Source organism: Desulfovibrio sp. (genome assembly GCF_034006445.1).
Taxonomy (GTDB): Bacteria; Desulfobacterota; Desulfovibrionia; order Desulfovibrionales; family Desulfovibrionaceae; genus Desulfovibrio.
Window position 1 is genome coordinate 1 of sequence record NZ_JAVESS010000024.1, and the last position, 24,887, is coordinate 24,887.

The window sequence follows — 24,887 nt, forward strand, 5'->3', positions numbered from 1 at the left end:
GATCTCAAAGCCCGTTACGCTCTCTGCTTCGCTGCCCTTGAGGCTGGCGTCGCCTTTGACAATGGCCTGCTGCACTTCACGCACGCGCTTGAACACCCCCTGAGCGCCGTAAGCCACGACCTGTCTCACGGGCTGGGCCTGGCCGCGCTGCTGCCTGCCGTCATCAAGGAGTGCTACCCGGCGCGTTCCGCCGTGCTGGCCCACATTCTTGCGCCCATTGTTCCGGACCTCGCGGGCGTGCCCGAAGAAGCCGACAAGGTGGCCAAGGCCGTGGAACAGTGGCTCTTCGGGCTGGGTGTGACCCAGAAGCTTGTGGATCTGGGCGTGAAGGAATCCGATGTGGTCACTTTCTGCGACCTTGTGGAACAAACCCCTTCCCTCGGACTGCTGCTATCTGTGGCTCCGGTAAAGGCCACGCGCGAGATCGTGGCCCGCATCTACACAAATTCCCTGCGCCCTATGGCCTGAGGCGAAAAACAGGATTGAAGCAACACACGCCGGGTACCCGGTAAGATACCCCCCACCCCGACAGCGCGCCTGTCAGCCCCTACAGCACGCGCCTGTCGGGCCATGCAGCGGCAAGCCACCAGTGATGGCGGCTTGCCGCTGTACTTTTGTTGATTCATTGAACTTTGGCTTCCGTCAAACTTTCTCTTGCGTTTTGAGCCGCCCCTTAATAAAACTGACCAGTCAGTTTTATTAAGGGGTTTACCATGTCCGATTCCACATCCGTATCTTCTCCCCAGGCTCAAGAGCCTCCCGTGAAAAAGCGGCCCTCTTCTTCGCGCCGTTCGCGGATAATGCTCGTGTTGGGCTTGCTCATGGCAGCGGCTCTGCTGGCCTGGGCGGCGCGCTGGTTTTTTGTGTGGCGCTTTGAAGAAACCACCGATGACGCCTATGTTGCCGGCAATGTTGTGCGCATCATGTCCCAGATTTCAGGACGTGTGGTGTCGGTGCTGGCCGATGATACGGACAGCGTACGCGCCGGGCAGCCCCTGGTGCGCCTGGATGACGATGACGCGCGTCTGGCCCTGGACCGCGCGCTGGTGGATCTCGCCTCGGTGGTGCGGGAGATCGCCCGCCTTGAGGCGCAGCGGCGTGAAAGTCTGGCGCTGATCAAGGTTGCGGAAGTGACGTTGGAACAGGGCATTACCAATCTGCGACGCCGCGAAATTTTGGGACGCGAAAAGGCCGTGCGCCTGGAAGAGGTTCAGGACTTCCACGCGCAGGTCAAAAGCTCCACAGCGCAACTGGATGCGGCCCGTCAGCGCAGAAAGGCCCTGGACGCCCAATTGCTGCACGGCCCGGTAGAGGATCAGCCCCTGGTGCGCCAGGCTGCGGCCAGGGTGCGTGAATGCTGGCTGACGCTGCAGCGCACAGTCATACGCAGCCCTGTGGATGGGCAGGTGGCCCAGCGCAGCGTGCAATCCGGCCAGGTGGTTGCTGCGGGAACGCCGCTCATGGCCGTTATTCCGCTTAACAGCCTGTGGGTGGAGGCCAATTTCAAGGAAGTGCAGTTGCGTCATATGCGCGTGGGCCAGCCTGCCTCCATCAGGGTGGACATGCACGGCTCGGGGGTGACCTATCAGGGCCGTGTGGCGGGATTTTCCGCCGGTACGGGCAGTGCCTTTGCGCTGATTCCGGCCCAGAACGCCACAGGCAACTGGATCAAGGTCGTTCAGCGGGTGCCGGTGCGCATTGAACTGGAAGGCAAAGACGCAGCACGGCATTCTTTGCTCATCGGCCTGTCTTCCTTGGTGACGGTGAATATCGATGATGCCTCGGGCCCGCTGCTGACCGACGCCGCCCGGCAGCGTCCCCTCCCGCCCGTGCTCACGGCGCAGGGTACGGAGCCGGACATGGACCCCATTGAAGAGCGCATCCGCAGCGTCATTGCCGAAAACAGCCCGCCCGTCAACGGTGCTACGGAGCGCTGAGCCATGAGTTCTCCGGCACGCCAGACCCTGCCCTCCAAACCCGGCGAAAAAGATGCCGCGCCTGCGGCCCCGTCTCAGAATCTACGGCCTGTGGAGCCTCTGCCCGGAGGCATGCGCGTACTGGCCACGGTGAGCATTGCCCTGGTCACGGCCATGACCGTTCTGGACACCACCATCGCCAACGTGGCTCTGCCCACCATTGCGGGCAATCTGGGGGTAGCCCCTTCGCAGGGAACACTGGTCATCACCTTTTACGGGGTCGCCAACGCCATCGCCATTCCCCTTACCGGCTGGCTGGCGCGGCGTTTCGGCGAGGTGCGCGTTTTCACCCTGGCCACCTTTTTCTTTGTGCTGGCGTCGCTGTTCTGCGGGCTTTCCCATTCGCTGCTCATGCTTATCATCGCGCGCATTATTCAGGGGGCAGCCGCCGGGCCGCTGATTCCCCTGTCCCAAAGCCTGCTGCTGACATGCTACCCGCCGGAAAAACGCGGCCTCGCCCTGGCCATGTGGTCCATGACTATCGTGGTCGGGCCCATTCTGGGGCCTATTCTCGGCGGCTATATTTGCGATGACTTTTCATGGAACTGGATTTTCTTTGTCAACGTGCCCCTGGGCATTTTCTGCCTGCTGGCCCTGCGGATTGTTCTGGATGGACGCGAAACCCCTGTGATGCGCGCGCCCGTAGACAAGATTGGTCTGATACTGCTGGTGCTTGGCGTGGGTTCTTTGCAACTGATGCTGGATGAAGGCAAGGACCATGACTGGTTCGCCTCCCCTTTAATTCTGGGATTAGGCGTTGTTGCGGCCATCGCTCTGGTATTTTTCGTAGCATGGGAGTTAACGGAAAAAGAACCTGTGGTGGATCTTTCACTTTTTCGCCACCGCAGCTTTACTGTGGGTACTATTTGCATATTTTTGGGGTTCATGCTGTATTTTGCATCGGTAGTGCTCATGCCCATGATGCTTCAGACGCGCATGGGCTACACCGCCATGTGGGCAGGCTTTACTCTGGCTCCTATTGGCATATTTTCTCTTTTTATCTCCCCGATTTTAGGAAAAAATGCCGCCAGGCTGGACATGCGCGTGCTGGCCAGCATCAGTTTTGTGGTCTTCGCCCTGTGTTTTTTCTGGCGCAGCTATTTTGCCCCCAATATGGACGTATCCTTCGTCATGTGGCCACAATTTGTGCAGGGGCTGGCTGTTGCGCTCTTTTTCATGCCCCTGACCAGTCTCAGCCTCAACGGCATACCCGGCAGCGACATCGCCAGCGCCATGAGCCTTTCCTCCTGCCTGCGCACTCTGGGCGGTTCCATCGGTTCTTCGCTGGTCATGACACAGTGGGAACGGCTGGAGGCCCTGCACCACGTACGCTTTGCCGAAAGCATGACCGACGCCAGCTTCCCCTTTGTCCAGGCCATGCAGGGTTTGCAAGGCATGGGCATGAGCGCCATGCAGGCCACGGCATGGATCAATCAGGAAGTGACGCGCCAGGGCTTTCTTGTGGGATTCAACGAACTGTTCTGGGCCGGAGGCTGGGCGTATTGCCTCATGGCCGGACTGGTGTGGCTCGCGCCCGCGCCGCAACGCAGGAGATAGACATGTCGGAAACACCCGTGCAGCCAGAGCCCACGAAACGCGAAAAAAAGAATGAGAGCCGCCGCCGGGCCATTCTGGATGCGGCCCTGGAGATTTTTTCTGCGCACGGCTTCGCCGCTGCCCGCGTGGAAGACATCGCCCGCGCCGCCAAAGTCGCCAAGGGAACCATATATATCCATTTCACAGACAAAAAGGATATCTTTAACACTCTGGTGCTCGAAGATCTTCTTGCCCTGCACCAGAGCGTGAGGGATACGCTGGCCCGCCCGGAACTTCCCCTGCACGAGCGTCTCTGGCGCATGGCCCAGCCCTTTTTGCAAAATAACGGCGTCTCCCGCAGCATGCAGATCATTCGCCTCATCCACGCCGAAGGGCTGCACAATCCATCGCTGGTGCAGCCCTACCACGAACAGATTATCAGCACGCTTGCCACGTTGCAGCACCATATGCGGGAAATCGGCCTTCGCGGCCCGGTATGCGAGCATCCACAACTGATCATGGCGCCGCTCATTCAGGGCATTATCTGGCAGGGACTCATGGGAGGGCTGGCCCCTCAGGACATTGCCGGCGCGTACCGCGCCAACCTGGATGCGCTGCTGGCGGCGGCAGGCTATTCCTTCGGGATGTCCCCTCATAAGGAGGACAATGGGCCTGCTGTCAGGCTGACCTCTTCCTGACCTCCTCCCGATTGACCTTCCCCCCGAAAAGTATGCCATTAAAACGTTAGTGCCCTTGATATGTTCCTTGCCTCGCTGGCTGCCGTGATCACGGCCAAAAGCGAATGCAGTCAGCGCGTGGCGGGCAAAACAACCGCCTGCCTGCCTTGACCACCAGGCAGTTGGAGAATACCATCTGGATATAGGTGAAAATGGGTGGTGTTGGGGGCACATTTATTTGTTGAATTGCTGCATGTTGGGGGAAATATGAAGGCCTGTATCAAACGTCTGTGCTTTGCGCTGGTGCTGTTTGCCGTATTTTTGGGCATGGCGGTGTGTTCATCTGCAAAAGAAGTAGTGCTGTATTCTTCCAACCAGCCTGACATGCTGGATGCTATTTCACAGGATTTTGAAAGCAAAACGGGCATCAAGCTTACCGTGGTTCGCATGGGCACCGGCGAAGCCATGAAGCGTATCGAAGCCGAAAAAGCCAACCCCCTGTGCGACGTGTTCTGGAGTGGAGACGTGGCTGTGCTGGACAATGCCAAGGCCAACTTCATGTCCTACACCTCACCTGAAGCCGCCAGTTTGCCGGCATCCTTCATCGAGAAGGACCACAAATGGACGGCGGCCAACATGCATCTGATGGTCATTATGGCCAATACCCAGCTTGTTCCTGCTGCTAACCTGCCCAAAACATGGGGCGACCTGCTTGATCCCAAGTGGAAGGACAAGGTGGTCATGGCCAATCCGCTCAAATCCGGGTCTGCCTATGCGCAGGTATATGGCCTTTATAAGCTGTATGGCTGGGAAGGACTGACAAAGCTCATTAACAACGTTAAGATTCTTGACAGTTCCAGCCTTGTTTACAAGGGAACCGCCGAAGGTGAATTTGCCCTTGGCATCACCATGGAATACGCGGCCCACCGCTATGTGGCCGGTGGCGCGCAGAACGTGCGGGTTATCTATCCCGCCGACGGCGTCATTGCCGCCCCGGAAGGCCTTGCCATCATAGCCGACTGCAAACATCCCGAAGAAGCCAAGGTGCTTGCGGACTATCTGCTCTCCCAGCCCGTGGTGGATGCCGTGTTCCAGAAGTATTTTCGTCGGCCTGCACGGCCGGACGCCTCTGCGGTAGAGGGCATGCCCTCGCTGAAAGAGCTTAATATGCTCAAGGATTTTGATCCGGCGGAAGCCAATGCTCTGGAAAAAGACATGCTCGCCAAGTGGAAAAAGCTGGTTTTGCAAAAGCAGTAGGCGAACATCCAGGCGCGGTTCTCTCCGCGCCTTTTTTATGGCCGGAAACTTGCCGTAATATGCAGCTGCCTGGCTGGGGCTGGTAGCTCCCCTCGCTGGCAGCAGCAACACGCAGGTTGCCCTTGCAGACAAGGATATTTCTGTGCGTATAGAACTTGTTGATATCGTAAAGCAATTTGGTTCTCTCCGGGTTGTGGACAAGGTCAGTCTGACCATTGGCGACGGCGAATTTTTTACTCTGCTGGGCCCCAGCGGTTGTGGTAAAACCACGCTGCTGCGCATGATTGCCGGGTTTAGCGACCCTGACAGCGGTGATATCCTTTTTGGGGGCAAGTCGGTACTTTCGCTGCCTGCCCACCGGCGCAATACGGGCATGGTTTTTCAAAATTATGCCCTGTTTCCGCATATGACTGTTTTTGACAATGTGGCCTACGGCATGGAGGCCCGAAAACTACCGCGTGATACCATCAACAAACGGGTCATGGAAATTCTTGACTCTGTGCAACTGCTCGATCTGCGCGGCAGATACCCCCGGCAGCTCTCTGGCGGGCAGCAGCAGCGCGTTGCCCTGGCCCGCGCCCTTGTTATTCGGCCCGATGTGCTGCTTATGGACGAACCCTTGTCCAATCTTGATGCCAAGCTGCGCGTCACCATGCGGGAAGAAATTCGCCATATTCAGCAACACCTAGGTATAACAACAATATATGTGACGCATGATCAGGAAGAAGCCATGGCCGTCTCCGACAGGGTGGCCATTTTTTATAATGGCAGCCTGCAACAGGTGGCTGATCCGCAGGGCATATATTTTTCGCCTGCCAACAGGTTTACGGCAGAATTCATGGGCTCGTGCAATATTCTGGAAATGACCCCATTGTCATGGAACGGCGAGCAGGGCCTTGCCCGCATGCTGTGCGGCGGGGTGGAGTTTGAGGTGGCCATGCACAATTCTCACGGCGTCAGCCATGCAGAGATGCATGACCAGGCCCCAGTGCAACCCCGGCTGCATGAGCGAGTGAGCGTGATGCTTCGCCCGGACTGGATACACGAGGTGCTGCCCGATACCCCCGCGCAGAATGTTTTTACCGGGCATGTGCATGAGGTCATGTTTTTGGGCACAGTGGTGGTGTATCAGGTTGCCGCCCTTGGCACCCTGCTGCGGGTGGATGTTCCCGCTCTGGACTGCGGAAATTTCAAAAAGGTTGGCGAAGCCATTACGCTTTGCTTTTCGCCGACCAGCCCGGTCAAGGTGAACGCATGATGGGCCTGCGAAAACTATTTTCCGCATGGAACGCGGTTTTGTTGCTCGCCCTGATAACGCTTGTATTGCTCGTGGGTTACCCCATGTACGCCATTTTTCAGGCCAGCTTGCTTGATCCCGACACGGGGGTGTTTACGTGGAATAACTACGCCAGCGTTTTCAGTACCCCCTTTTACCGGCGCTGCCTGGTCAACAGCCTGTTCATGAGCGGCCTTTCCACGGTATTCAGCGTGCTTATCGGCGTGCCCTTTGCCTTTTTTACCACGCGTTACAGGCTGCCCGGAGCAACCACGCTGCGCACGCTGGCCACGCTGCCCCTTATTTTGCCGACCTTCATCGGCGCAGAAGCGTGGCTGCTTTTGCTTGGCCGCAACGGCATCGTCACCCGTCAGCTTGCAGAACTGGGCCTGCATATCCCCAGTATTTACGGCTGGCAGGGCGTTGTGCTGGTTTTTACCCTTCAGTTTTTTCCCTTTGTGTTTCTGATGGTTTCTGCGGCCATCAATTCTGTGGACAGGTCACTGGAAGAAGCCGCCCGCAACCTTGGGGCTTCCCCATGGCGGGTTTTTCGCACAGTGACGCTGCCGGTGGTTACCCCAGCCATTGCGTCCGGCGCATTGATAGTTTTTTGTATGTCTATTGAAAACTTTGGCGTTCCAACAATTATCGGCAATGATTATAAGGTCTTGGCAGAGCAGGCCTACAGCGAGTTTGTCAGCGAGATGGGGGGCAACCCCTCAATGGCAGGTACGTTGAGCACGGTTTTGGTGGTGGTGACCCTGGTTCTGACCGTATTGCAAAAAGTGTGGGTAGAGCGAAAAAATTATGCCATGTCGGCGCTACGGCCCCCGGAGGTCAAGACCCTGTCGCCCCTGGGCAAAAAGCTTGCCTGGGCGTTCTGCGCCGGTATTGTTTTTATCTCGCTGGCGCCGTTTGCCGTAGTTATGGTGGCTGCTGTTACCAAAACAAACGGCCCGGTCATGTACTACGGGCAGTTTACGCTCGATAACCTGCTGATTGCCCTTCAGGTGGCCCCGCGCCCCATTCTTAACTCGTTTTTTCTGTCCACAACGGCCACGGTTATCGGCATGGTGTTTGGCCTGGCCGTGAGCTATCTGGTGGTGCGCAAAGGGGGAGTGGCTGGCTATGTTCTTGATCTGGCCATGATGCTGCCGCTGGTTATTGCCGGTTCTGTGTTAGGCATTGCGCTGGCAGCGTCATATAACAAAGGGCCAGTGGTGCTCACCGGCACATGGATGATCATTGTGCTGGCGTATTTTATCCGCAAGACGCCGTTTTCCGTCAAAACAACATCGGCCCTGCTGCACCAGATTGAAGTGTCGGTAGAAGAAGCTTCCATCAGCCTGGGTGTGCCGCCGTTTGCGACGTTTCTCAAGGTGGTGGTGCCTTCCATGCTGCCTGGGGTGGTGGCCGGGGCCATTATCATGTGGGTTACAACGCTGGCGGAGCTTAGCTCTACCATCGTGCTGTACTATGGCCCGTGGAGCACGATGACTGTGCAGGTTTTTCAGTACATTGGCAGCGGAGATTTTGGCCCTGCCTCTGCCTACGGGGCTATTTTGATAGTTTCCGTACTGGTTCCGCTGTTTTTGCTGAGCAAGTTTTTGGGCCGTGATCTGACCACCGCGCTGTAGCGGTGCACGCAGATTCAAGACATTTGCGTTGGCTACGGATGCCCCGCTTATGGGAGCCTTGCAGAGCCGTCCCGCACCATGGTGTGGGACGGCTTTGCAAATAGTCGGAGGTCGCGCCATTCGGGTTCCATGCCTTTCGGCACTATTTTGCCGTCAGTCTGGTCAAACGCAGAAGGCAGACATAACCGACATACAGCAGCTTTTGGGCCACAAGAGGCCCACCACAACGGATATTTACCTGCGGAGCGTTGCCCCCCACACCCTTGATCGCTTGGCCGGGGGCATTGAAGGGGTGGTTCAGTCGGTAGCTACCCACAAGTAGAAGGCTGAAGTAGAAGGGTAGAGTTTACTGTGACCCAGTGGATAAAGGGGGCAGTATCGCTTTGCAGCAGATCGCCTTTACAGAGTGCAATATTTATGCATGCATATTTCGTCAATCAATATGCAGCTAGGATAAAAACACAGTCTGGTTGGTAGTCCAGACGCATGCAAGTCATGCCAGTAACCTTCCCCCTTGGGTTGTCCATTCCTTGTCCGTTTCACAATCAAGGGGAGTTGCAATGGAGAGTTACAGGACCAATATTTGTATTTTATTTGAGGATGGATTTTGGGTCGCGTACATTGAAAATTCGCATGCCAACGGAGATGACTACCATGTGGCAAGACATGTGTTTTGCCCAGAACCCAGCAATGCGGAACTGCGGGAGTTTTTTTAAGCAGCTTTGAGGATTCACTGCTCTGGACAGAATCTCCCATAAAGTGTTCCGCCAAGGCATTAGCGGCAAGCCCAAAACGGCGAAGCCGGGAAGCCGGGGCAGCGGTAAGACAATCCTCCGGGGCAATTAAGGCACGGGAAGCCGTAAAGCTTGGCAGGGCGCTACGCAAAATAAAAAATGCGAAAACGCGTAAATCGCAGAGAAATTCACAAAGCTGCATCGATTTCACCCGAAAACAGCAAAAAAAGAAGCAAAAGCATCAAGGGCACTGATTTTGCAAAAGCAAGGGGACGGCTTTGCAAAGCGGACAGCTTCAGTCTTGCGGTGGGGCGGTTGTTGAGCAAGCATCAGCCCGTGGTTTTTCACTTTAGTTTTCCCCACAGACCTCTCAAAAGTATGTATGGCGTCATGACGCCACCCTGCGCCGCCCCGAAATTGCCCGCTTCAGAACGCAAAAACGGCGAGCTACTTATTCAGTAACTCGCCGTTGCCATTTGCTCTATGGCGGAGAGGGAGAGATTTGAACTCTCGATACAGGTTTAAGCCCGTATACTCGCTTAGCAGGCGAGCTCCTTCGGCCGACTCGGACACCTCTCCGCTTTTGGGCGCAGTGCGCCCCGAATGCAGAAGTGCAAGCTAGCTTAGGTTGGCAGGGCTGTCAAGCGTGCGGAGATTTTTGTTCTTTTGTACATGGCCTGCCGTGGCGGCCGTGGTTGTTACAACCAAGGTTGCCAACAATAAAAAACGGCATTTCTGCAAAGCAGGCCATGCCCGCCCCGAGCGCTCCGCCGGGGCCACAGACCCACGATTGACCCTTGCCCCGGCTTGGCGTAGCTTTACAGTTTACATTATCGCCAGGAAGTAATGGAGCGCACCATGGCCCCCGAGACAAAAAACATGACCCCCACCGCCGACACCCACTGCACCAACGCCACGGACGCAGCGGCGGACACCGCCAGCAAGCCCGGCGTGGACTTCATTCGTGCCCGTATCATTGAAGACAATGCCACAGGCCGCTATAACGGCAGGGTCCATACGCGCTTTCCTCCCGAGCCCAACGGCTATCTGCACCTTGGGCACGCCAAGTCCATCTGCCTGAACTTTGGCGTTGCCAAAGAATTCAACGGCTTGTGCAACCTGCGCTTTGACGACACCAATCCCACAAAAGAAGAGCAGGAATACGTCGATTCCATTCGCGAGGACGTGCGCTGGCTTGGCGGCGACTGGCAGGACAGGGAATTTTACGCCTCCAATTATTTTGAGCAGCTCTACGCCTATGCCGAACAGCTCATCACCATGGGCAAGGCCTATGTGGACGATCTTTCAGCGGAAGAAATCCGTGCGTACCGGGGCACGCTGACCGAGCCGGGGCGCGAAAGCCCCTGGCGCAACCGCAGTGTGGAAGAAAATCTCGACCTGTTCCGCCGCATGCGTGCGGGCGAGTTTGCCGATGGCGAGCGCGTGCTGCGCGCCAAGATTGACATGACTTCGCCCAATCTGGTCATGCGCGATCCCACGCTGTACCGCATCCGCCATGCCGCGCACCACCGCACGGGCGACACATGGTGCATCTACCCCATGTACGACTACACGCACTGCCTGTCGGACTCCATCGAGGGCATCACCCATTCGCTCTGCACGCTGGAATTCATCAACAACCGCGAACTGTACGACTGGGTGCTGGAAACGCTTGGCGCATACCGCCCCCAGCAGATTGAGTTCGCCCGTCTCAACGTCACCTACACCATCCTTTCCAAGCGCAAGCTCATCCAGCTTGTCAAAGAAGGACACGTTCGCGGATGGGACGACCCCCGCATGCCCACGCTCTGCGGCCTGCGCCGCCGGGGCGTGCCCGCCGAAGCCCTGCGCGAGTTCTGCTCCCGCATTGGCATGGCGCGGGCCGACTCCACGGTGGAATATTCCATGCTGGAATTCTGCGTGCGCGAACATCTCAACGCCCATGCGGCGCGCGTCATGGCCGTGCTTGATCCCGTCAAGGTGGTCATTGAAAACTACCCCGAAGGGCAGGTGGAAGAGTTCGACATGCCCTACCACCCAGAGGACGAGAGCTACGGCAGCCGCAAGGTGCCCTTCTCGCGCGAACTGTACATCGAGCGCGACGATTTCCGCATGGAGCCGCCCAAGAAATACCACCGCCTGGCCCCCGGAGCGGAGGTGCGCCTGCGCTATGCCTATTTCATCACCTGCCGCGAGGCCATTCTGGACGAGGCTGGCAACGTGATCGAACTGCGTTGCGTGTATGACCCCGATAGCCGCGGCGGCCAAAGCCCGGACGGCCGCAAGGTCAAGGGAACCATCCACTGGGTGTCGGCCAAGCACGGCATCCCGGCGGAAGTGCGCCTGTACGACCAGCTCTTTGCCGCTGAAAATCCCAATGCGGCTCCCGAAGGCCAGACCTTTCTGGACCATATCAACCCGCAGTCCCTCACCGTTGTCGAAGGCCTGCTGGAGCCTGCCCTGGCGAGCCTGCCCGTGGGCGAAAAGGTTCAGTTCGAGCGCCTGGGGTATTTCTGCAAGGACAGGGACAGCACGGATGCCCGCCCGGTTTTCAACCGCACGACGACGCTGCGCGACACCTGGGCCAAACAGGAAAAGAAGAGCTAGCAAGGGCAATCCGCGCCATGTGGCCAGCTGGGCGGCCCGAAACGGGGCATAGCACCATGCGTAACTCACAAAAATAACAAGATAATACCAGAAATTGCAATCTGGAACGTCACGGCGCGTCAGATACGCATTTTGTCGCTTGACAGCCAAAACACCAGTATATATAGTGCGCGTCTCAATGGGTCGTTAACTCAGCAGGTAGAGTATCTGCCTTTTAAGCAGAGAGTCGCAGGTTCGAACCCCGCACGACCCACCATTTAAAATCAAGCGGTTAGCCCCACAAGGGCTGGCCGCTTTTTCTATTGCGGATAAGTTTTGGATACGTTCTTTGCCCCTGCGCGTATAGATGCGTAGTACTTTGGCATGGGCAAGCAGAACGCATACCATCACGGAAAGATGCCGCAAAACCTCATGCCATTATTATCCCCCAAAAGAAACGCATCCAAGAACAGCACTAGAGAGCATTTTACCTTTGAAAAAGTGTACATGCTCTAAGGCTCCACGACAGTGCAGCGCGCCACAACGTGGCGTGGATTCATCAATGAATCACAAATAATCTCCCACCTGAAATGCGAGCAGGCAGGCAAAAACCTGTCTGCTCGCATTTTGTGGCAAGGATTTTCAGGCAACCTTTTGAGCTTTAACTCGGTGCATTCGTTAAAGCTCAAAGGGCCCATGGTTAATGGGGCATTGCATCTGGCGGCCCTCTAGCCCACCTTCATTTTCTCAATTTAAGAACTTTACCCGCAGAATTACTTCTCGAAATAAGAATTTTCTCATTTTGCGAAGCACATTTTTTTTACCACCACCTTTCAAAACCTCCGCACTGTCCCTGCATTATTGAAATTTTTTTCACATGTTCAATGTGGCCTTTTTTTTGCGTAAAGCGTGCGTCAAACTTTTACCCCTTTTTGAACTTGTTACCCCCGAGGTCAACATGTCTATCAGGATGCACCTGAATTCTTACCAAAAAATTCCCAACAGGCTCCGACCTTTCGACACTGTCTAGAACAGCCCGCTGCACTCTGGTGATGACAAAAGTTGCTCTATGCAACGGCCTTATGACTGCATCCCTGTTATCCGCTCTGGAGACGGCGGTATTTTGCAAACGTGTCTCTGAAAGTCCTTTTCGGTCCCATTTTTATTTAAAAATAACCGTATTACAGGAATAGGAGTGTGCATGAAAAGAATTATTACACTCATTCTTGCAGCCAGCCTGGTTCTTGGGGGCGTCTGTAATGCTTCAGCCATTGATTTCAAAGCCAAGGGCGAATGGTTAATGAACTTCGATCTGGGGACCGGCGGAAAATTCGTCAGCAAAGGACGTGACGGAAAGAACGCCGTGGGCAACTACCGCGCCGCAGGGCATGGCGTAGAAGACAATTTTGAGGCCCGCCAGCGCGTGCGCCTTGAACTTACCGCCGTGGCATCTGAAGCTCTTTCCGGAACCGTTTTCTTTGAAATGGGCGACAGCGTCTGGGGCGCCTCCAACTCACTCTACGGTGGCGGCGGAGCGCTCGGCGCAGACGGCAGCGTTGTTGAACTCAAGCGTGCCTATATCGACTGGGTGGTACCCAGTACAGATCTCAAGTTGCGTATGGGCATCCAGGGCTATTATCTTCCCAGCGAAACCTTTGGGAGCGCCATCCTGATGGAAGACGGCGCGGGCATTACCGCCAGCTATAAGTTCAACAACAACGTGTCGCTTACCTCTTTCTGGCTGCGTCCCTATAATGACAATGCCACCGCCACCAATACTGGGGACACCAGAGTTTCCGCCAACTATCTGGATAACGTTGACTTCTTTGGCCTGGTTATGCCCCTCGACTTTGAAGGAATAAAAATTACTCCCTGGGTGATGGCTGGCGCCATTGGCGAAAATTTCGACAGAACAAATGTAAACTTCGCCACCGAAATCGCGGGAGGCTCAAAAGTCTATAACGGCGCAAGCCCCATAGACTTTCGTCGCAACACCACGGCCCTTGTGGCCCCGCCCGGCGCTCTTGACGATAATGCCAGACACCTTTTACGCGCTGACGCTTATTCCAGCGCCGTATGGGCTGGCCTTACCGGCAAAATTACCCTTGCTGATCCCTTCCGTTTTTCCTGGGATTTCAACTATGGAAGTGTGACCACCGGCAGGGAGGAATACGATCGTTCCGGCTGGATGCTCAGTGCCCTTGCCGAATACAAGACAGAGTGGGGTACTCCCGGCCTGGTCGGCTGGTGGGGCAGCGGTGATGACGGAAACATCAAAAACGGTTCCGAAATCATGCCTTTCGTTTCCATTGGCAGCGGTGGCTACAACCTGTCCACTCTGGGCACATGGGGCGAACCCTGGCTCTCCAATGACGGCATCATGGGATACAATGCGGTGGGCACGTGGGGTTTTGGCGCAAGAATAATGGAATTTTCCTTTGTGGAAGCCCTGAAGCACAACATCCGCGTCAACTACTTCCGGGGCACCAATGATCCTGACATGGCCGGCTATATCACCGGCACCCGCAGCTACAAGGGACAGGGCAAAGCCACTGGCCTGAGCGACTTCAACTCTTACGGAACGTATCTCACCACAGAGGATTCGGGAATGGAGGTCAACCTCGACACCCATTACGACATCTACAAAAACCTGGATATGTGGGTACACCTTGGCTATATCCATCTGTGGCTGGATGACAGCGCTAACATGTGGGGTGGATACGACAAAAAGGGCAACAGTCATGGGCTTAACGCCACAGATGCATGGCGTGCCAGCATATCTTTCAGATATTCATTTTAAACAACAAAGCTGAGTAGCCCCCGTTTCGACAGCCTCCCCCCAACCAGGAAGAGGTGCTGGGAATTGGGCTCACTTTTTCGGACCAGTCCACAGTATAAGCGGTATAACCAAGGCGGACAGTTTCATGAGCCATGCCGCCTTCTTGGGTCAAGCCAGGGGGGGAATCCCCTCTGGCTTGACCTGTTGTTATATTTCCGGCGGCTTTCTGCCGTCAAAGTTCCTGTGCGGGCACCACGGCAGCCCGTTGGGGCATGCCCGCTTCATATCACCATGGCGGCAAAGCGGCCGTGATTTCTGCGTGGGCCTGGCAAGGTGTACTCAAGAGGTGCACATTGGTTGTAACCATGAAGAATTCGGAGTAAAGTGCACAAATAATCAACCGTACGCATTTTCCGCTGGGCCCAGCCCTCGCAAATCGGTGCGGCAAAGCGCTGTAGTATGGCAATCCATGCGTGGATATAGTTTCATACTTCCAAGACATGCCGCCGCACGGCGGCGAAACCTCGCGCCCGGCCTTTTTTTGCCGTCCGGGGCGCTGGCTTCCGAGAGGTTCTGAATATGCTTTCGGATCTTCAGCCTTCAGTGCAGTCCTACGCGGACGTTATTTCCAGGGTAACTGGCATTGACGTGGAAATTGTTGACAGCAACATGGTTCGTGTCGCCGGCACGGGCATCTATGCCGACAGCGTAGGGCAGAATCTCGCCAGGGCCGGGGAAGTCTACAAGGAGGTCATGCGCAGCCGGAAGACCATTCAGGTGGATACGCCCCGGCACCACCCCATTTGCGAGCGTTGCCCGGACCGGGAAAAATGCCGCGAGCACTTTTCGCTGTCCACGCCCATTGCGGACGAAAACAAGCTCTTCGGCGTCATTGGCCTGGTCTGCTTCAATGACGAAGACCGCATGCGGATGCTCTCCTCCCTTGAAAGCTATTCGGCCTTCATTTCCTTTCTGGCCGACGGACTGGCGCTGAAAATCGGCGAAAGAGGCCGCCTGCTCCAGGCCACGCGCATGCTCGACCTTATGCTTCAGGCTGTGGACATTCCCGGCCTCGGCATTGTGCTGTTCAACACCGACGGCAGCCTGCTCTACGCCAACAGCCCGGCGCGCGAACTGCTTGGCGAGGATACCGGACGAAGCATGAGTGTGAATGGCATCCAGCGTTGCGACGGCGGCGTATACGGCTACGAGGAATATGAGGTGAAAACCCCGAACGGCAAGGTGCATAACCTGCCAGGCCGGATGATGGAGCTGGACTGCGGCAATGGCGACAAATCGATGATGTTTGTTTTTGAACTGCCCACCCGCCTTGCGCGTCTGGCCGGAAACATCAACTCCCACAGCGACGATGCCGGATTCGACAATCTTATCGGCAGTTCCCCGGCCCTGGCGTCCCTCAAGAGCAAGGCCATACAGGTGGCCGATTCCGGTTCCACCGTACTTATCACCGGCGAATCCGGCACGGGCAAGGAACTGCTGGCCCGCGCCATTCACAACACCGGGCCCAGAAAAACTGCGCCCTTTATTGCCATCAACTGTGGCGGCATACCCGACACCCTGCTGGAAAGCGAGCTGTTCGGCTATGTGAGCGGCGCGTTTACGGGCGCTTCCAGCAAGGGGCGCATGGGCAAGTTCGAGCTGGCCGAAGGCGGCGTGATCTTTCTGGATGAAATATCGGCCATGCCTCTGTACGTGCAGGTAAAGCTGCTGCGCGTGCTTCAGGAAAGGGTGGTCATCCGCCTTGGCTCCAACCGCCTTATTCCGGTCAATGTGCGCGTCATTGCGGCCAGCAACGAAGATTTGCGCGAGTGCATCAAACGCAGCGCCTTTCGTGAGGACCTGTACTACCGGCTCAACGTCATCCCACTGGATATCCCCCCCTTGCGCCAGCGCACAGGGGACGTGCCCATTCTGGCCAATTTCTTTCTGGACAAATACTGCGAGCTCTTCCACAAACGCCGCCCACGGCTGCGCGCCTCCATGCTGCGACTGCTGGAAAAATATCCCTGGCCCGGCAATGTGCGCGAACTGGAGCACGTGCTGGAATACGCCGTAAACATGATGCCCGCCGATGGCGCCATAGGCATTGACTGCCTGCCTGCCAAACTTCTGGAAGATGTGCGGCGACAGGAGATTGAAAACGCCCCACAGACGCCCCCTCTGCCGGCCCAGACCGACAGCGCGGAACATATCGTCCCCCTGGCGCAACTGGAAGAACGCGCCATCCGTGCGGCCCTTGAAAAATTCGGCAAAAGCACCGAGGGCAAAAAGAACGCCGCCTGTGCTCTGGGGCTGAGCCTGGCCACGTTTTACCGAAAAATCCGTTCTTTCTCAATTTAAGAAAATCCTTTCTCTGCGTTTATCAAAATGATAATTTTCTCATTTTGACAAGAAAAAAACCTCCCCCCCGGCACTGCGCAAAACGCTTCATGCTGCCAGCATAGTTGAAATTTTTTTCACATTCCAACTTTGGCCCCATTCTTGCCCCTGTATGCTTACAACGGCAGCCACGCTGCATGTCAGCAACCTGTTACCTGTGGGGGCATCATGTCTGTCAGGATACACCTGAACCCATCACCAAAAATTCCCGGCAAGGGGGCTGATCTTTCGGCATTGTCACCATCCGTAGCCGAAACGGTTCGCTCGTTTCACGCCACATTCAAGGAATATTCGCCCACGCCGCTGCACAGCCTCACGGGGCTGTCAAAGGCTCTCGGGCTCAAGCATGTCATGGTCAAGGACGAATCGCGCCGCTTCGGGCTGAACGCATTCAAGGTCCTTGGTGGTTCATACGCAATGGCCCGTTATCTGGCCTCCAAGGTCGGCCTGCCCCTTGAAGGTCTTTCGCGTGACATGCTGACCTCGCCCGACGTACGGGCCAAGTCTGGCGACATCACCTTCATCACCACCACCGACGGCAACCATGGCCGCGGCCTGGCCTGGACAGCCCGCGAACTGGGCTACAAGTGCATCGTCTTCATGCCCAAGGGCTCGGAAGATATCCGCAAGAACAATATCCTGGCCGAAGGCGCACAATGCACCGTCACGGACCTGAACTATGACGAAGCCGTGCGCATGAGCTGGAACCTGGCGCAGGAAAAAGGCTACGTCATGGTGCAGGACACAGCCTGGGACGGATATGAAGAAATTCCCACCTGGATCATGCAGGGCTACATGACCCTGGCCACCGAGGCCCTGGAGCAGATGAAAGCCATGGGCACCCTGCCCACGCACTGCTTCCTTCAGGCTGGTGTGGGTTCCTTTGCGGGAGCCGTGGTGGGTTGCCTGGCCGCAGCGCTCGGCGAAAAAGCGCCCAAGTTCATCACGGTCGAGCCGCATCAGGCCAACTGCATCTACAAGTCCGCCGTCATCGGCGACGGCAATCCCCACAACGTCACCGGCGACCTGCAAACCCTCATGGCAGGCCTGGCCTGCGGCGAGCCCAACACCACAAGCTGGGGCCTTTTGCGCGACTACTGCTCCGCCTACATTTCCTGCCCCGACTATATGGCCGCCAACGGCATGCGCGTGCTCGCGGCCCCGGTAAAGGGCGACAACCCCGTGGTTTCCGGCGAATCAGGAGCCGTGACCACAGGCATTGTCCAGTGGCTCATGCAGCACCCGGCGGCAACGGCGCAGCGCGCGGCCCTGGGCCTTGGGCCGGACTCTTCGGTTCTGCTCATCAGCACCGAGGGTGATACCGCCCCCGACGTATACAAAAACGTCGTATGGTTTGGAGCCTATCCCGACCTCGACCTTCCCTAGAGACGCCGCCGTAAGGTCTTTGGCCTTGCGGCAGCCCAAATGTTCTTTTTTTGGCCGGAAGTTGAAAAAACGCGCCCTCGAGGCCCGGTTTTTCGCCAGGCGCGGAACGCCCGCGACAACTTCCTCCAAGGTGTTTGCGACAGTTTTTTATGCGCCCGATCCTCCAACCGACACAACGCCAACAGAGTTCACCCAAGGAGAAGAATCAATGGATTTCGCCAAGGTTAACGAGTTAAGCAAAAAATATGGGCCGCGCATGACCCGTTTTCTGCGCGACATGATCGCCATTCCTTCGGAAAGCTGCAAGGAAGAAGGCGTCATCAAGCGCATCAAGAAAGAAATGGAAGATGTGGGCTTCGACCGCGTTGAAATTGACAAAATGGGCAACGTCATCGGCTATATGGGCAACGGCCCGCGTCTCATCGCCTTTGACGCCCATATCGACACCGTCGGCATAGGCGAGCGCGCCAACTGGACCTTTGATCCCTACCAGGGCTACGAGGACGACGAAACCATCGGCGGACGCGGCGCTTCTGACCAGGAAGGCGGCATGGCCTCTATGGTTTACGGCGCTCTGATCATGAAGGAACTGGGGCTCATCCCCAAGGACTTCACCGTGGCCATGGTGGGTACGGTGCAGGAAGAAGACTGCGACGGTCTGTGCTGGCAGTATCTCATCAAGGAACACGGCCTCAAGCCCGAATTTGTGGTCAGCACCGAACCCACTGACGGCGGCATCTACCGCGGCCAGCGCGGCCGCATGGAAATCCGCGTGGACGTGCGCGGCGTTTCCTGCCACGGCTCCGCTCCCGAACGCGGCGACAACGCCATCTTCCGCATGGGCCACATCCTGACCGAACTTGAAGAACTGCACAAAAAACTCAAGGACGATCCCTTCCTCGGCAAGGGTTCGCTCACGGTCTCCCAGATATTCTATTCCTCTCCCTCACGGTGCGCCGTGGCCGATGGCTGCTCCATTTCCATCGACCGCCGCCTGACCATGGGTGAAGACAAGGAACTGGCCCTCGGCCAGATCCGCGACCTGCCCTCCGTGCGCGCCGCTGGCGACCGCGTGAAGGTGTCCATGTACACCTACGAGGAACCGTCCTGGACCGGCCTTGTGTACCCCACTGACTGCTATTTCCCCACCTGGGTGCTGCCCAAGGAAGATGTGGTCTGCAAGTCCGCTGAAGACGCCTATCGCAAGCTCTTCGGCAAGGAAGGCCGCACCGACAAGTGGACTTTCTCCACCAACGGCGTGTCCATCATGGGCATGTTCGGCATCCCCGTGGTCGGCTTTGGCCCCGGTAAGGAAAAGGAAGCCCACGCGCCCAACGAAAAGACCTGGAAGGAAGATCTCGTGCAGTGCGCCGCCCTGTACGCAGCCCTGCCCGTCGCCTACGCGGAAAACAAGGGATAGAGCCATGACCGCCACACAAAGAGACCTGGTGGTTATAGCCATCGGCGGCAATTCGCTTATCAGCGCCCGCGACAAGAAAAGCGTCGCCGACCAGTATGACGCCATCTGCGCCACTGTCGCCCATATTGCCGACGTTATCGAATCCGGCCGCAGGGTGGTCATCACCCACGGCAACGGCCCGCAGGTGGGCTTTATCCTGCTGCGGTCAGAAATAGCCCGCAAGAACAGCGATTTGCACTCCGTACCCCTGGTCTCGTGTGTGGCGGACACCCAGGGCGCCATCGGCTGGCAGATCCAGCAGGCCCTGAGCAACGAACTGCGCGCGCGCAGCGACGCCGGACAGGTGGTCAGCCTGGTCACCCAGGTGCGCGTCAAAGCCGATGACCCCGGCTTTGCGGATCCCGACAAGTTCGTCGGCGAGTTCTACGACGAAAAAGACCTGCCCGCCCTGCGTGAACAAAATCCGCAGTGGGTTCTCAAGGAAGATCCCGGGCGGGGTTGGCGGCGTGTGGTTCCGAGTCCGGCCCCTGTGGAAATCGTTGAGCTGGACGCCATCCGCGCCCTGCTGGACGGCGGCTTTCACCTCGTCACCGTGGGCGGCGGCGGCATCCCTGTTGTGAGCGATGAAAAGGGAAATCTGCGCGGCGTGGACGCGGTCATTGACAAGGACCTCGCCTCCCGGCTGCTCGCCAACGCACTGGGAGCCGGAACCCTGATTATATCCACCGGCGTGGAGAAGGTCTGCGTCAATTTCGGCAAGCCCGACCAGAAGGCTCTTGGCGAAATCAGCGCCGCAGAAATGCAGGCTTATTATGACCAGGGGCAGTTCCCGGCTGGGAGCATGGGCCCCAAGGTCAAGGCAGCCCTGGACTTTCTGGCAGCAGGCGGTGAACGGGTCATCATCACGAGTCCCGAGCACCTGAAAGCCGCCATCAACAGCCAGGGCGGCACGCACATTACACGGTAAGGCCCTGCCGCCGTGAAGGGTAACGGCCTTTCCCGGCGGCAGGACACAAAGACAGGCCTGCGGCGTGAGCGAAAAAAGACCGGCCGCAGCAATGCAACAACATACCTGCACATCTTACATAGCAGTACTCAGGAGAATCCCATGGACCGCACCGGCATCCGCGAAATGATCAAATGCCTTTCCAGGCTCAACCACAAAAACATGTACATGAATGATTTTCTGGAAACCTGGCACAAGAGCGACGATGAAATCGCCGCCACCTTCGCTGTGGCCGATATTCTCAGAGGCCTGCGCACCAACGGCATTTCGCCGCGCATCTTTGATTCCGGCCTTGGCATTTCGCTGTTCCGCGACAATTCCACCCGTACCCGTTTTTCCTTTGCCTCGGCCTGCAACCTCCTCGGCCTCACCGTGCAGGATCTGGACGAAGGCAAGTCGCAGATAGCCCATGGCGAAACCGTGCGCGAGACTGCCAATATGGTGTCCTTCATGGCCGAAACCGTGGGCATCCGTGACGACATGTTCATCGGCAAGGGCAATTCCTACATGCGCGAAGTGTCCGCCGCCCTGCGCGAAGGCCATGCCGAAGGCGTGCTTGAGCAGCGCCCCACCATCGTGGACCTGCAGTGCGACATCGACCATCCCACCCAGTGCATGGCCGACATGCTGCACGTCATCAACCACTTTGGCGGCGTAGAAAAGCTCAAGGGCAAAAAAGTGGCCATGACCTGGGCCTACTCCCCCTCCTACGGCAAGCCCCTTTCTGTTCCTCAGGGCGTCATCGGCCTCATGACCCGCTTCGGCATGGACGTGACCCTGGCTCACCCCAAGGGCTACGAAGTCATGCCCGAGGTGGAGGCCATTGCCGCCGAAAACGCCAAGGCTTCTGGCTGCGCGTACAAGCGCACCAACTCCATGGAAGAAGCCTTTGAAAACGCCGACATCGTTTACCCCAAGAGCTGGGCTCCCTTTGCTGCTATGGAAAAGCGCTCTGCCCTTTACGAACAGGGCGATCAGGAAGGCATCAAAAAGCTTGAAAAGCAGCTTCTGGCCCAGAACAGCGAGCACAAGAGCTGGGAATGCACCGAAAAGCTCATGGCCACCACCAACAAGGGCAAGGCGCTCTATCTGCACTGCCTGCCCGCCGACATCACCGGCGTTTCTTGCAAGGAAGGCGAAGTGGAAGCCAGCGTGTTCGACCGCTACCGCGCCCCCCTGTATCAGGAAGCCAGCTACAAGCCCTATGTCATTGCCGCAATGATTCTTCTGGCGCGCAAGGCTGATCCGGCCGACACGCTCATGCGCCTGTTGGAAGAAGGCAAGCCCAGAATCAAATAACGAGGTTTGCCAGAATGCTCCGGGGGGCACCCCTCCCCCCGGAGCTACGCCGGATAAAAAGCTCATGTAGGTGAAGCAACGTCAACCCAACGGGTTCATATGAAAGAAACGGCGCGCAAAACCCTTATCCGCAACGGAACAGTGGTTGCCCCGCAGGACGTACAGCAAAGCGACCTGCTGCTGGACAACGGCCGCATCGCCGCTGTGGGGCGCGGCCTGGCCGCAGATGACGCCGCCGTTATTGACGCTTCGGGCAAGATACTTCTGCCGGGCGGCATAGACGTACATACCCATGTGACCCTCAACCCGGATACCGCGGCCGGGGATGTCTATTACACGGGCACGCGCGCCGCCCTCATGGGTGGAACCACAAGCATTGTCGAGCACCTGGGTTTCACCCCCGCCGGGCGCTCCCCCACGCAGCAGCTGGCCCTGTATGCGGAACTGGCCGCCGGACAGGCGGCAGCGGACTACGGCTTTCACGGTCTGGTACAGAGCAGCGACGCCGACTGCGTCAAAAACCTCGAAACATTTGCGGCCCAGGGCGTCACAACGGTCAAGACCTATATGACCTACGCCCAGCACCTTGACGACGCGGGCCTTTCGGCCATGCTCGGGCACTGCCGCGACCTTGGACTGTTGACCGCCGTACACGCCGAAGACCACCAATGCGTGCAGAACGGCATCGCCGCCTGCAAGGCCGAAAAACACGGCGAACCCATCTGGCACGCCAGAAGCCGCCCACCGGAATGCGAAGCCCGCGCAGTGGCGCGGCTGTTGCGCCTGGCCGCCGCAGCCGGTGACGCTCCCGTCTATATCGTGCACCTTTCCACTGCCGCCGCTCTGGCAGAAATCCGCAAGGCCCGCCAAGGCGGCCAGAAAAATATTTTCGTCGAAACCTGCACCCAGTACCTCATTCTTGCTGAAGACCGGTACGAAGACCCTGTCATGGGCCTGCGCTACATCATGTCCCCTCCCCTGCGGCGCCACGAAGATGTGGAGGCCCTCTGGCAAGGCCTGGCCGAAGGCGACATACAGACCGTGGCCACGGATCACTGCGCCTTTTCCCTTGCGGACAAAAACAGGGGTCTTGGCGACTTCACCCGCTGCCCTGGCGGCGCTCCGGGCATTGAGGAGCGCTTTGCGCTGATTTTCAGCGAGGGCGTGGCCAAGGGGCGCATAAGCCTCGAGCGCTTTGCGGAACTTACGGCCTCAAATCCGGCCAAACTCATGGGTCTTTACCCGCGCAAGGGCGCGCTGGCTCCCGGTTCTGACGCCGATATCGTCATTCTTGACCCACACGCCCGGCGGACCGTGCACGCCCACGACCTGCACGGTTCCTGGGATTATTCACTTTACGAAAACATGGGCGTTCTGTGCGGCATTGACGCAGTTTTTCTGCGTGGTTGCCGCGTTTTTGATAACGGTCGGTTCACCGGCGCACGGGGGCAGGGAAGTTTTCTGCGCAGAGACCGATTCATGGAGGCGCGTTAGTCCGGCGTATTTCATTTCACCACAGACAAGCCAGCCTGAAGCGCCTCGCCTGGAAAACCGGGGGCCTTGCAGTCAAAAGGAGTCCACCAATGTTGTACTTGCGCAATGCGGTCATGATTGACGCGGAAACCCTTGCCCTGACCAGCGGACATTTTGCCGTTGATGAGGGCCCTGCTGGCACGGTGAAGGCCGTGGCCGAAATTCCCGAAGCCGTGAACCTCCACGCCGGAACCCGCGTTCTTGACTGCAGGGGCCGCTTTGTCACCAGGGCTCTGGCCTGCGGGCACCACCACATATATTCCTGTCTGTCACGCGGCATGCCCCCCGCACCACGGCAGCCCAAAAGCTTCACCGACATTCTTGAGCAGATATGGTGGAGGCTCGACAAGTGCCTGGACAAGGACATGACCGAAGCCTCGGCACTGGCCACGGCTGTGTATCTGGCCAAGAACGGCGTGGCTTTCTGCATTGACCATCATGCCGCGCCCCATGCCGTTGAGGGCAGCCTGACAACCATTGCCAGGGCCCTTGACCGCGTGGGCATAGGGCACCTGCTCTGCCACGAAACTTCCGACCGCGACGGGGTGGACATAGCCCGCCAGAGCCTTGAAGAGCATGAACGCTATTTCGCCTCCGGCGGCAAGGGGCACGTGGGACTGCACGCGTCCTTCACGGTTAGCGACGACACGCTGAATGCCGCCGTGGCCCTGGCACGCAAGTATGATACGGGCATACACATCCATGTGGCCGAAGCCGCCTCCGATCAGGAATACTGCCTGGCAACCTACGGCAAGACGGTGGTACGCCGCCTCCAGGATGCCGGAGCCCTGGATCTGCCCAAGACCATTCTGGGCCACTGCGTTCATATCAGCGAAGAGGACAGGGCCATCCTTGCGCAGTCCCCCTGCTGGATCGTGCAAAACACCGAATCCAACCAGAACAACAACGTAGGCCTTGCCGCCTACGGCTACAGCGAGCGCGTCATGCTCGGCACCGACGGCATGCATTCCGACATGATCCGTTCGGCGCAGTCTTCGTATTTCGCGGGCATCAGCGTCGAAGGCATTACCCCCGCAGCGACCTACGAGCGGCTGCGCAACGTACACCGGCACACTGCCTTGCACGGCCCCTGCGGCGATGCGCAAAATAACCTTGTCATCCTTGATTACGACAGCCCTACGCCCCTGCATGAACATAACGTGCTGGGGCATATTTTTTATGGGCTCACCGCGGGACATGTGGACACGGTCATCAGCCAGGGTCGGGTGATTGTGGAGAACCGGCAGCTCACCCGCTGCAATGAAGAGGAAATTCTGGCTTTCGCCAGGCAGCAGGCGAAAAGGCTCTGGGACAGGCTCGGCTAGAGCAGTTTACGGATGCAATGCGTTGACTGCTCTGCCAGGATTTTCCTGAAAATCCTGGCC

Annotated in this window: 18 protein-coding genes and 2 tRNA genes; 19 read left to right on the plus strand and 1 reads right to left on the minus strand. The window is 57.6% G+C overall.

The window, feature by feature from the left end:
* From RBR41_RS13130 to RBR41_RS14645, 9 genes are all read left to right on the plus strand, one after another.
* A partial coding sequence (locus RBR41_RS13130; protein ID WP_320353091.1) for an iron-containing alcohol dehydrogenase occupies window positions 1–468 on the plus strand: 468 nt, incomplete at its 5' end.
* A gap of 245 nt (window positions 469–713) precedes the next feature.
* The gene (locus tag RBR41_RS13135; RefSeq protein WP_320353092.1) at window positions 714–1,937 is read left to right on the plus strand and encodes an HlyD family efflux transporter periplasmic adaptor subunit; all 1,224 of its coding nucleotides are present in this window, start codon (window positions 714–716) and stop codon (window positions 1,935–1,937) included.
* A 3-nt stretch (window positions 1,938–1,940) separates the two neighbouring features.
* On the plus strand, window positions 1,941–3,533 hold the full coding sequence (locus RBR41_RS13140) for a DHA2 family efflux MFS transporter permease subunit (RefSeq protein WP_320353093.1): 1,593 nt from the start codon (window positions 1,941–1,943) through the stop codon (window positions 3,531–3,533).
* Between the two features lie 2 nt (window positions 3,534–3,535).
* Window positions 3,536–4,210, plus strand: a complete 675-nt coding sequence (locus RBR41_RS13145; protein WP_320353094.1) for a TetR/AcrR family transcriptional regulator — start codon at window positions 3,536–3,538, stop codon at window positions 4,208–4,210.
* 246 nt (window positions 4,211–4,456) lie between these two features.
* Window positions 4,457–5,446: an extracellular solute-binding protein gene (locus RBR41_RS13150; protein WP_320353096.1), complete on the plus strand. Its 990-nt coding sequence runs from the start codon at window positions 4,457–4,459 to the stop codon at window positions 5,444–5,446.
* Between the two features lie 142 nt (window positions 5,447–5,588).
* The gene (locus tag RBR41_RS13155; RefSeq protein WP_320353097.1) at window positions 5,589–6,704 is read left to right on the plus strand and encodes an ABC transporter ATP-binding protein; all 1,116 of its coding nucleotides are present in this window, start codon (window positions 5,589–5,591) and stop codon (window positions 6,702–6,704) included.
* The gene (locus RBR41_RS13160) at window positions 6,701–8,359 is read left to right on the plus strand and encodes an iron ABC transporter permease (RefSeq protein ID WP_320353098.1); all 1,659 of its coding nucleotides are present in this window, start codon (window positions 6,701–6,703) and stop codon (window positions 8,357–8,359) included. The genes RBR41_RS13155 and RBR41_RS13160 overlap by 4 nt, the downstream gene beginning before the upstream one ends.
* 560 nt (window positions 8,360–8,919) lie before the next feature.
* Window positions 8,920–9,075 (plus strand): DUF2992 family protein, encoded by a 156-nt coding sequence (locus RBR41_RS14640; RefSeq protein WP_413785160.1) that lies wholly within the window; start codon window positions 8,920–8,922, stop codon window positions 9,073–9,075.
* Window positions 9,033–9,347 (plus strand): DUF2992 family protein, encoded by a 315-nt coding sequence (locus RBR41_RS14645; protein WP_413785161.1) that lies wholly within the window; start codon window positions 9,033–9,035, stop codon window positions 9,345–9,347. The genes RBR41_RS14640 and RBR41_RS14645 overlap by 43 nt, the downstream gene beginning before the upstream one ends.
* A gap of 230 nt (window positions 9,348–9,577) precedes the next feature.
* Here RBR41_RS14645 and RBR41_RS13165 read toward each other — a convergent pair.
* A tRNA-Ser gene (locus tag RBR41_RS13165) sits at window positions 9,578–9,672 on the minus strand.
* Between the two features lie 300 nt (window positions 9,673–9,972).
* Between RBR41_RS13165 and RBR41_RS13170 the strand changes: the two genes are divergently transcribed.
* The 10 genes from RBR41_RS13170 to RBR41_RS13215 all read left to right on the plus strand — a co-directional run bounded on the left by RBR41_RS13170 (window position 9,973) and on the right by RBR41_RS13215 (window position 24,827).
* Window positions 9,973–11,700, plus strand: a complete 1,728-nt coding sequence (locus RBR41_RS13170) for a glutamine--tRNA ligase/YqeY domain fusion protein (RefSeq protein WP_320353121.1) — start codon at window positions 9,973–9,975, stop codon at window positions 11,698–11,700.
* Window positions 11,701–11,880: 180 nt separating this feature from the next.
* A tRNA-Lys gene (locus RBR41_RS13175) sits at window positions 11,881–11,956 on the plus strand.
* A gap of 924 nt (window positions 11,957–12,880) precedes the next feature.
* Window positions 12,881–14,479 (plus strand): outer membrane homotrimeric porin, encoded by a 1,599-nt coding sequence (locus tag RBR41_RS13180; RefSeq protein ID WP_320353099.1) that lies wholly within the window; start codon window positions 12,881–12,883, stop codon window positions 14,477–14,479.
* 558 nt (window positions 14,480–15,037) lie between these two features.
* Complete coding sequence (locus RBR41_RS13185) at window positions 15,038–16,819, plus strand: sigma 54-interacting transcriptional regulator (RefSeq protein ID WP_320353100.1); 1,782 nt, start codon at window positions 15,038–15,040, stop codon at window positions 16,817–16,819.
* Between the two features lie 207 nt (window positions 16,820–17,026).
* Window positions 17,027–18,244: a diaminopropionate ammonia-lyase gene (dpaL, locus tag RBR41_RS13190; RefSeq protein WP_320353102.1), complete on the plus strand. Its 1,218-nt coding sequence runs from the start codon at window positions 17,027–17,029 to the stop codon at window positions 18,242–18,244.
* Window positions 18,245–18,452: 208 nt separating this feature from the next.
* On the plus strand, window positions 18,453–19,664 hold the full coding sequence (locus RBR41_RS13195) for a YgeY family selenium metabolism-linked hydrolase (protein WP_320353103.1): 1,212 nt from the start codon (window positions 18,453–18,455) through the stop codon (window positions 19,662–19,664).
* Between the two features lie 4 nt (window positions 19,665–19,668).
* Window positions 19,669–20,631, plus strand: a complete 963-nt coding sequence (locus RBR41_RS13200) for a carbamate kinase (RefSeq protein ID WP_320353104.1) — start codon at window positions 19,669–19,671, stop codon at window positions 20,629–20,631.
* A 141-nt stretch (window positions 20,632–20,772) separates the two neighbouring features.
* On the plus strand, window positions 20,773–21,969 hold the full coding sequence (gene ygeW / locus RBR41_RS13205; protein WP_320353106.1) for a knotted carbamoyltransferase YgeW: 1,197 nt from the start codon (window positions 20,773–20,775) through the stop codon (window positions 21,967–21,969).
* A 99-nt stretch (window positions 21,970–22,068) separates the two neighbouring features.
* Window positions 22,069–23,463 carry a dihydropyrimidinase gene (gene hydA / locus RBR41_RS13210; protein ID WP_320353108.1) on the plus strand — a complete coding sequence of 465 codons (1,395 nt, stop codon included), beginning with the start codon at window positions 22,069–22,071 and terminating at the stop codon, window positions 23,461–23,463.
* A gap of 89 nt (window positions 23,464–23,552) precedes the next feature.
* Window positions 23,553–24,827, plus strand: a complete 1,275-nt coding sequence (locus RBR41_RS13215; RefSeq protein ID WP_320353109.1) for an amidohydrolase family protein — start codon at window positions 23,553–23,555, stop codon at window positions 24,825–24,827.
* The last annotated feature ends 60 nt before the right edge of the window (window positions 24,828–24,887 follow it).

What these genes read in the sequence shown, in the direction of transcription:
- RBR41_RS13135 (WP_320353092.1), top strand. Translation starts at nt 714, where the DNA reads ATGTCCGATTCCACATCCGTATCTTCTCCCCAGGCTCAAGAGCCTCCC.
- RBR41_RS13140 (WP_320353093.1), top strand. Translation starts at nt 1,941, where the DNA reads ATGAGTTCTCCGGCACGCCAGACCCTGCCCTCCAAACCCGGCGAAAAA.
- RBR41_RS13145 (WP_320353094.1), top strand. Translation starts at nt 3,536, where the DNA reads ATGTCGGAAACACCCGTGCAGCCAGAGCCCACGAAACGCGAAAAAAAG.
- RBR41_RS13150 (WP_320353096.1), top strand. Translation starts at nt 4,457, where the DNA reads ATGAAGGCCTGTATCAAACGTCTGTGCTTTGCGCTGGTGCTGTTTGCC.
- RBR41_RS13160 (WP_320353098.1), top strand. Translation starts at nt 6,701, where the DNA reads ATGATGGGCCTGCGAAAACTATTTTCCGCATGGAACGCGGTTTTGTTG.
- RBR41_RS14640 (WP_413785160.1), top strand. Translation starts at nt 8,920, where the DNA reads ATGGAGAGTTACAGGACCAATATTTGTATTTTATTTGAGGATGGATTT.
- RBR41_RS13170 (WP_320353121.1), top strand. Translation starts at nt 9,973, where the DNA reads ATGACCCCCACCGCCGACACCCACTGCACCAACGCCACGGACGCAGCG.
- RBR41_RS13180 (WP_320353099.1), top strand. Translation starts at nt 12,881, where the DNA reads ATGAAAAGAATTATTACACTCATTCTTGCAGCCAGCCTGGTTCTTGGG.
- RBR41_RS13185 (WP_320353100.1), top strand. Translation starts at nt 15,038, where the DNA reads ATGCTTTCGGATCTTCAGCCTTCAGTGCAGTCCTACGCGGACGTTATT.
- dpaL (WP_320353102.1), top strand. Translation starts at nt 17,027, where the DNA reads ATGTCTGTCAGGATACACCTGAACCCATCACCAAAAATTCCCGGCAAG.
- RBR41_RS13195 (WP_320353103.1), top strand. Translation starts at nt 18,453, where the DNA reads ATGGATTTCGCCAAGGTTAACGAGTTAAGCAAAAAATATGGGCCGCGC.
- RBR41_RS13200 (WP_320353104.1), top strand. Translation starts at nt 19,669, where the DNA reads ATGACCGCCACACAAAGAGACCTGGTGGTTATAGCCATCGGCGGCAAT.
- ygeW (WP_320353106.1), top strand. Translation starts at nt 20,773, where the DNA reads ATGGACCGCACCGGCATCCGCGAAATGATCAAATGCCTTTCCAGGCTC.
- hydA (WP_320353108.1), top strand. Translation starts at nt 22,069, where the DNA reads ATGAAAGAAACGGCGCGCAAAACCCTTATCCGCAACGGAACAGTGGTT.
- RBR41_RS13215 (WP_320353109.1), top strand. Translation starts at nt 23,553, where the DNA reads ATGTTGTACTTGCGCAATGCGGTCATGATTGACGCGGAAACCCTTGCC.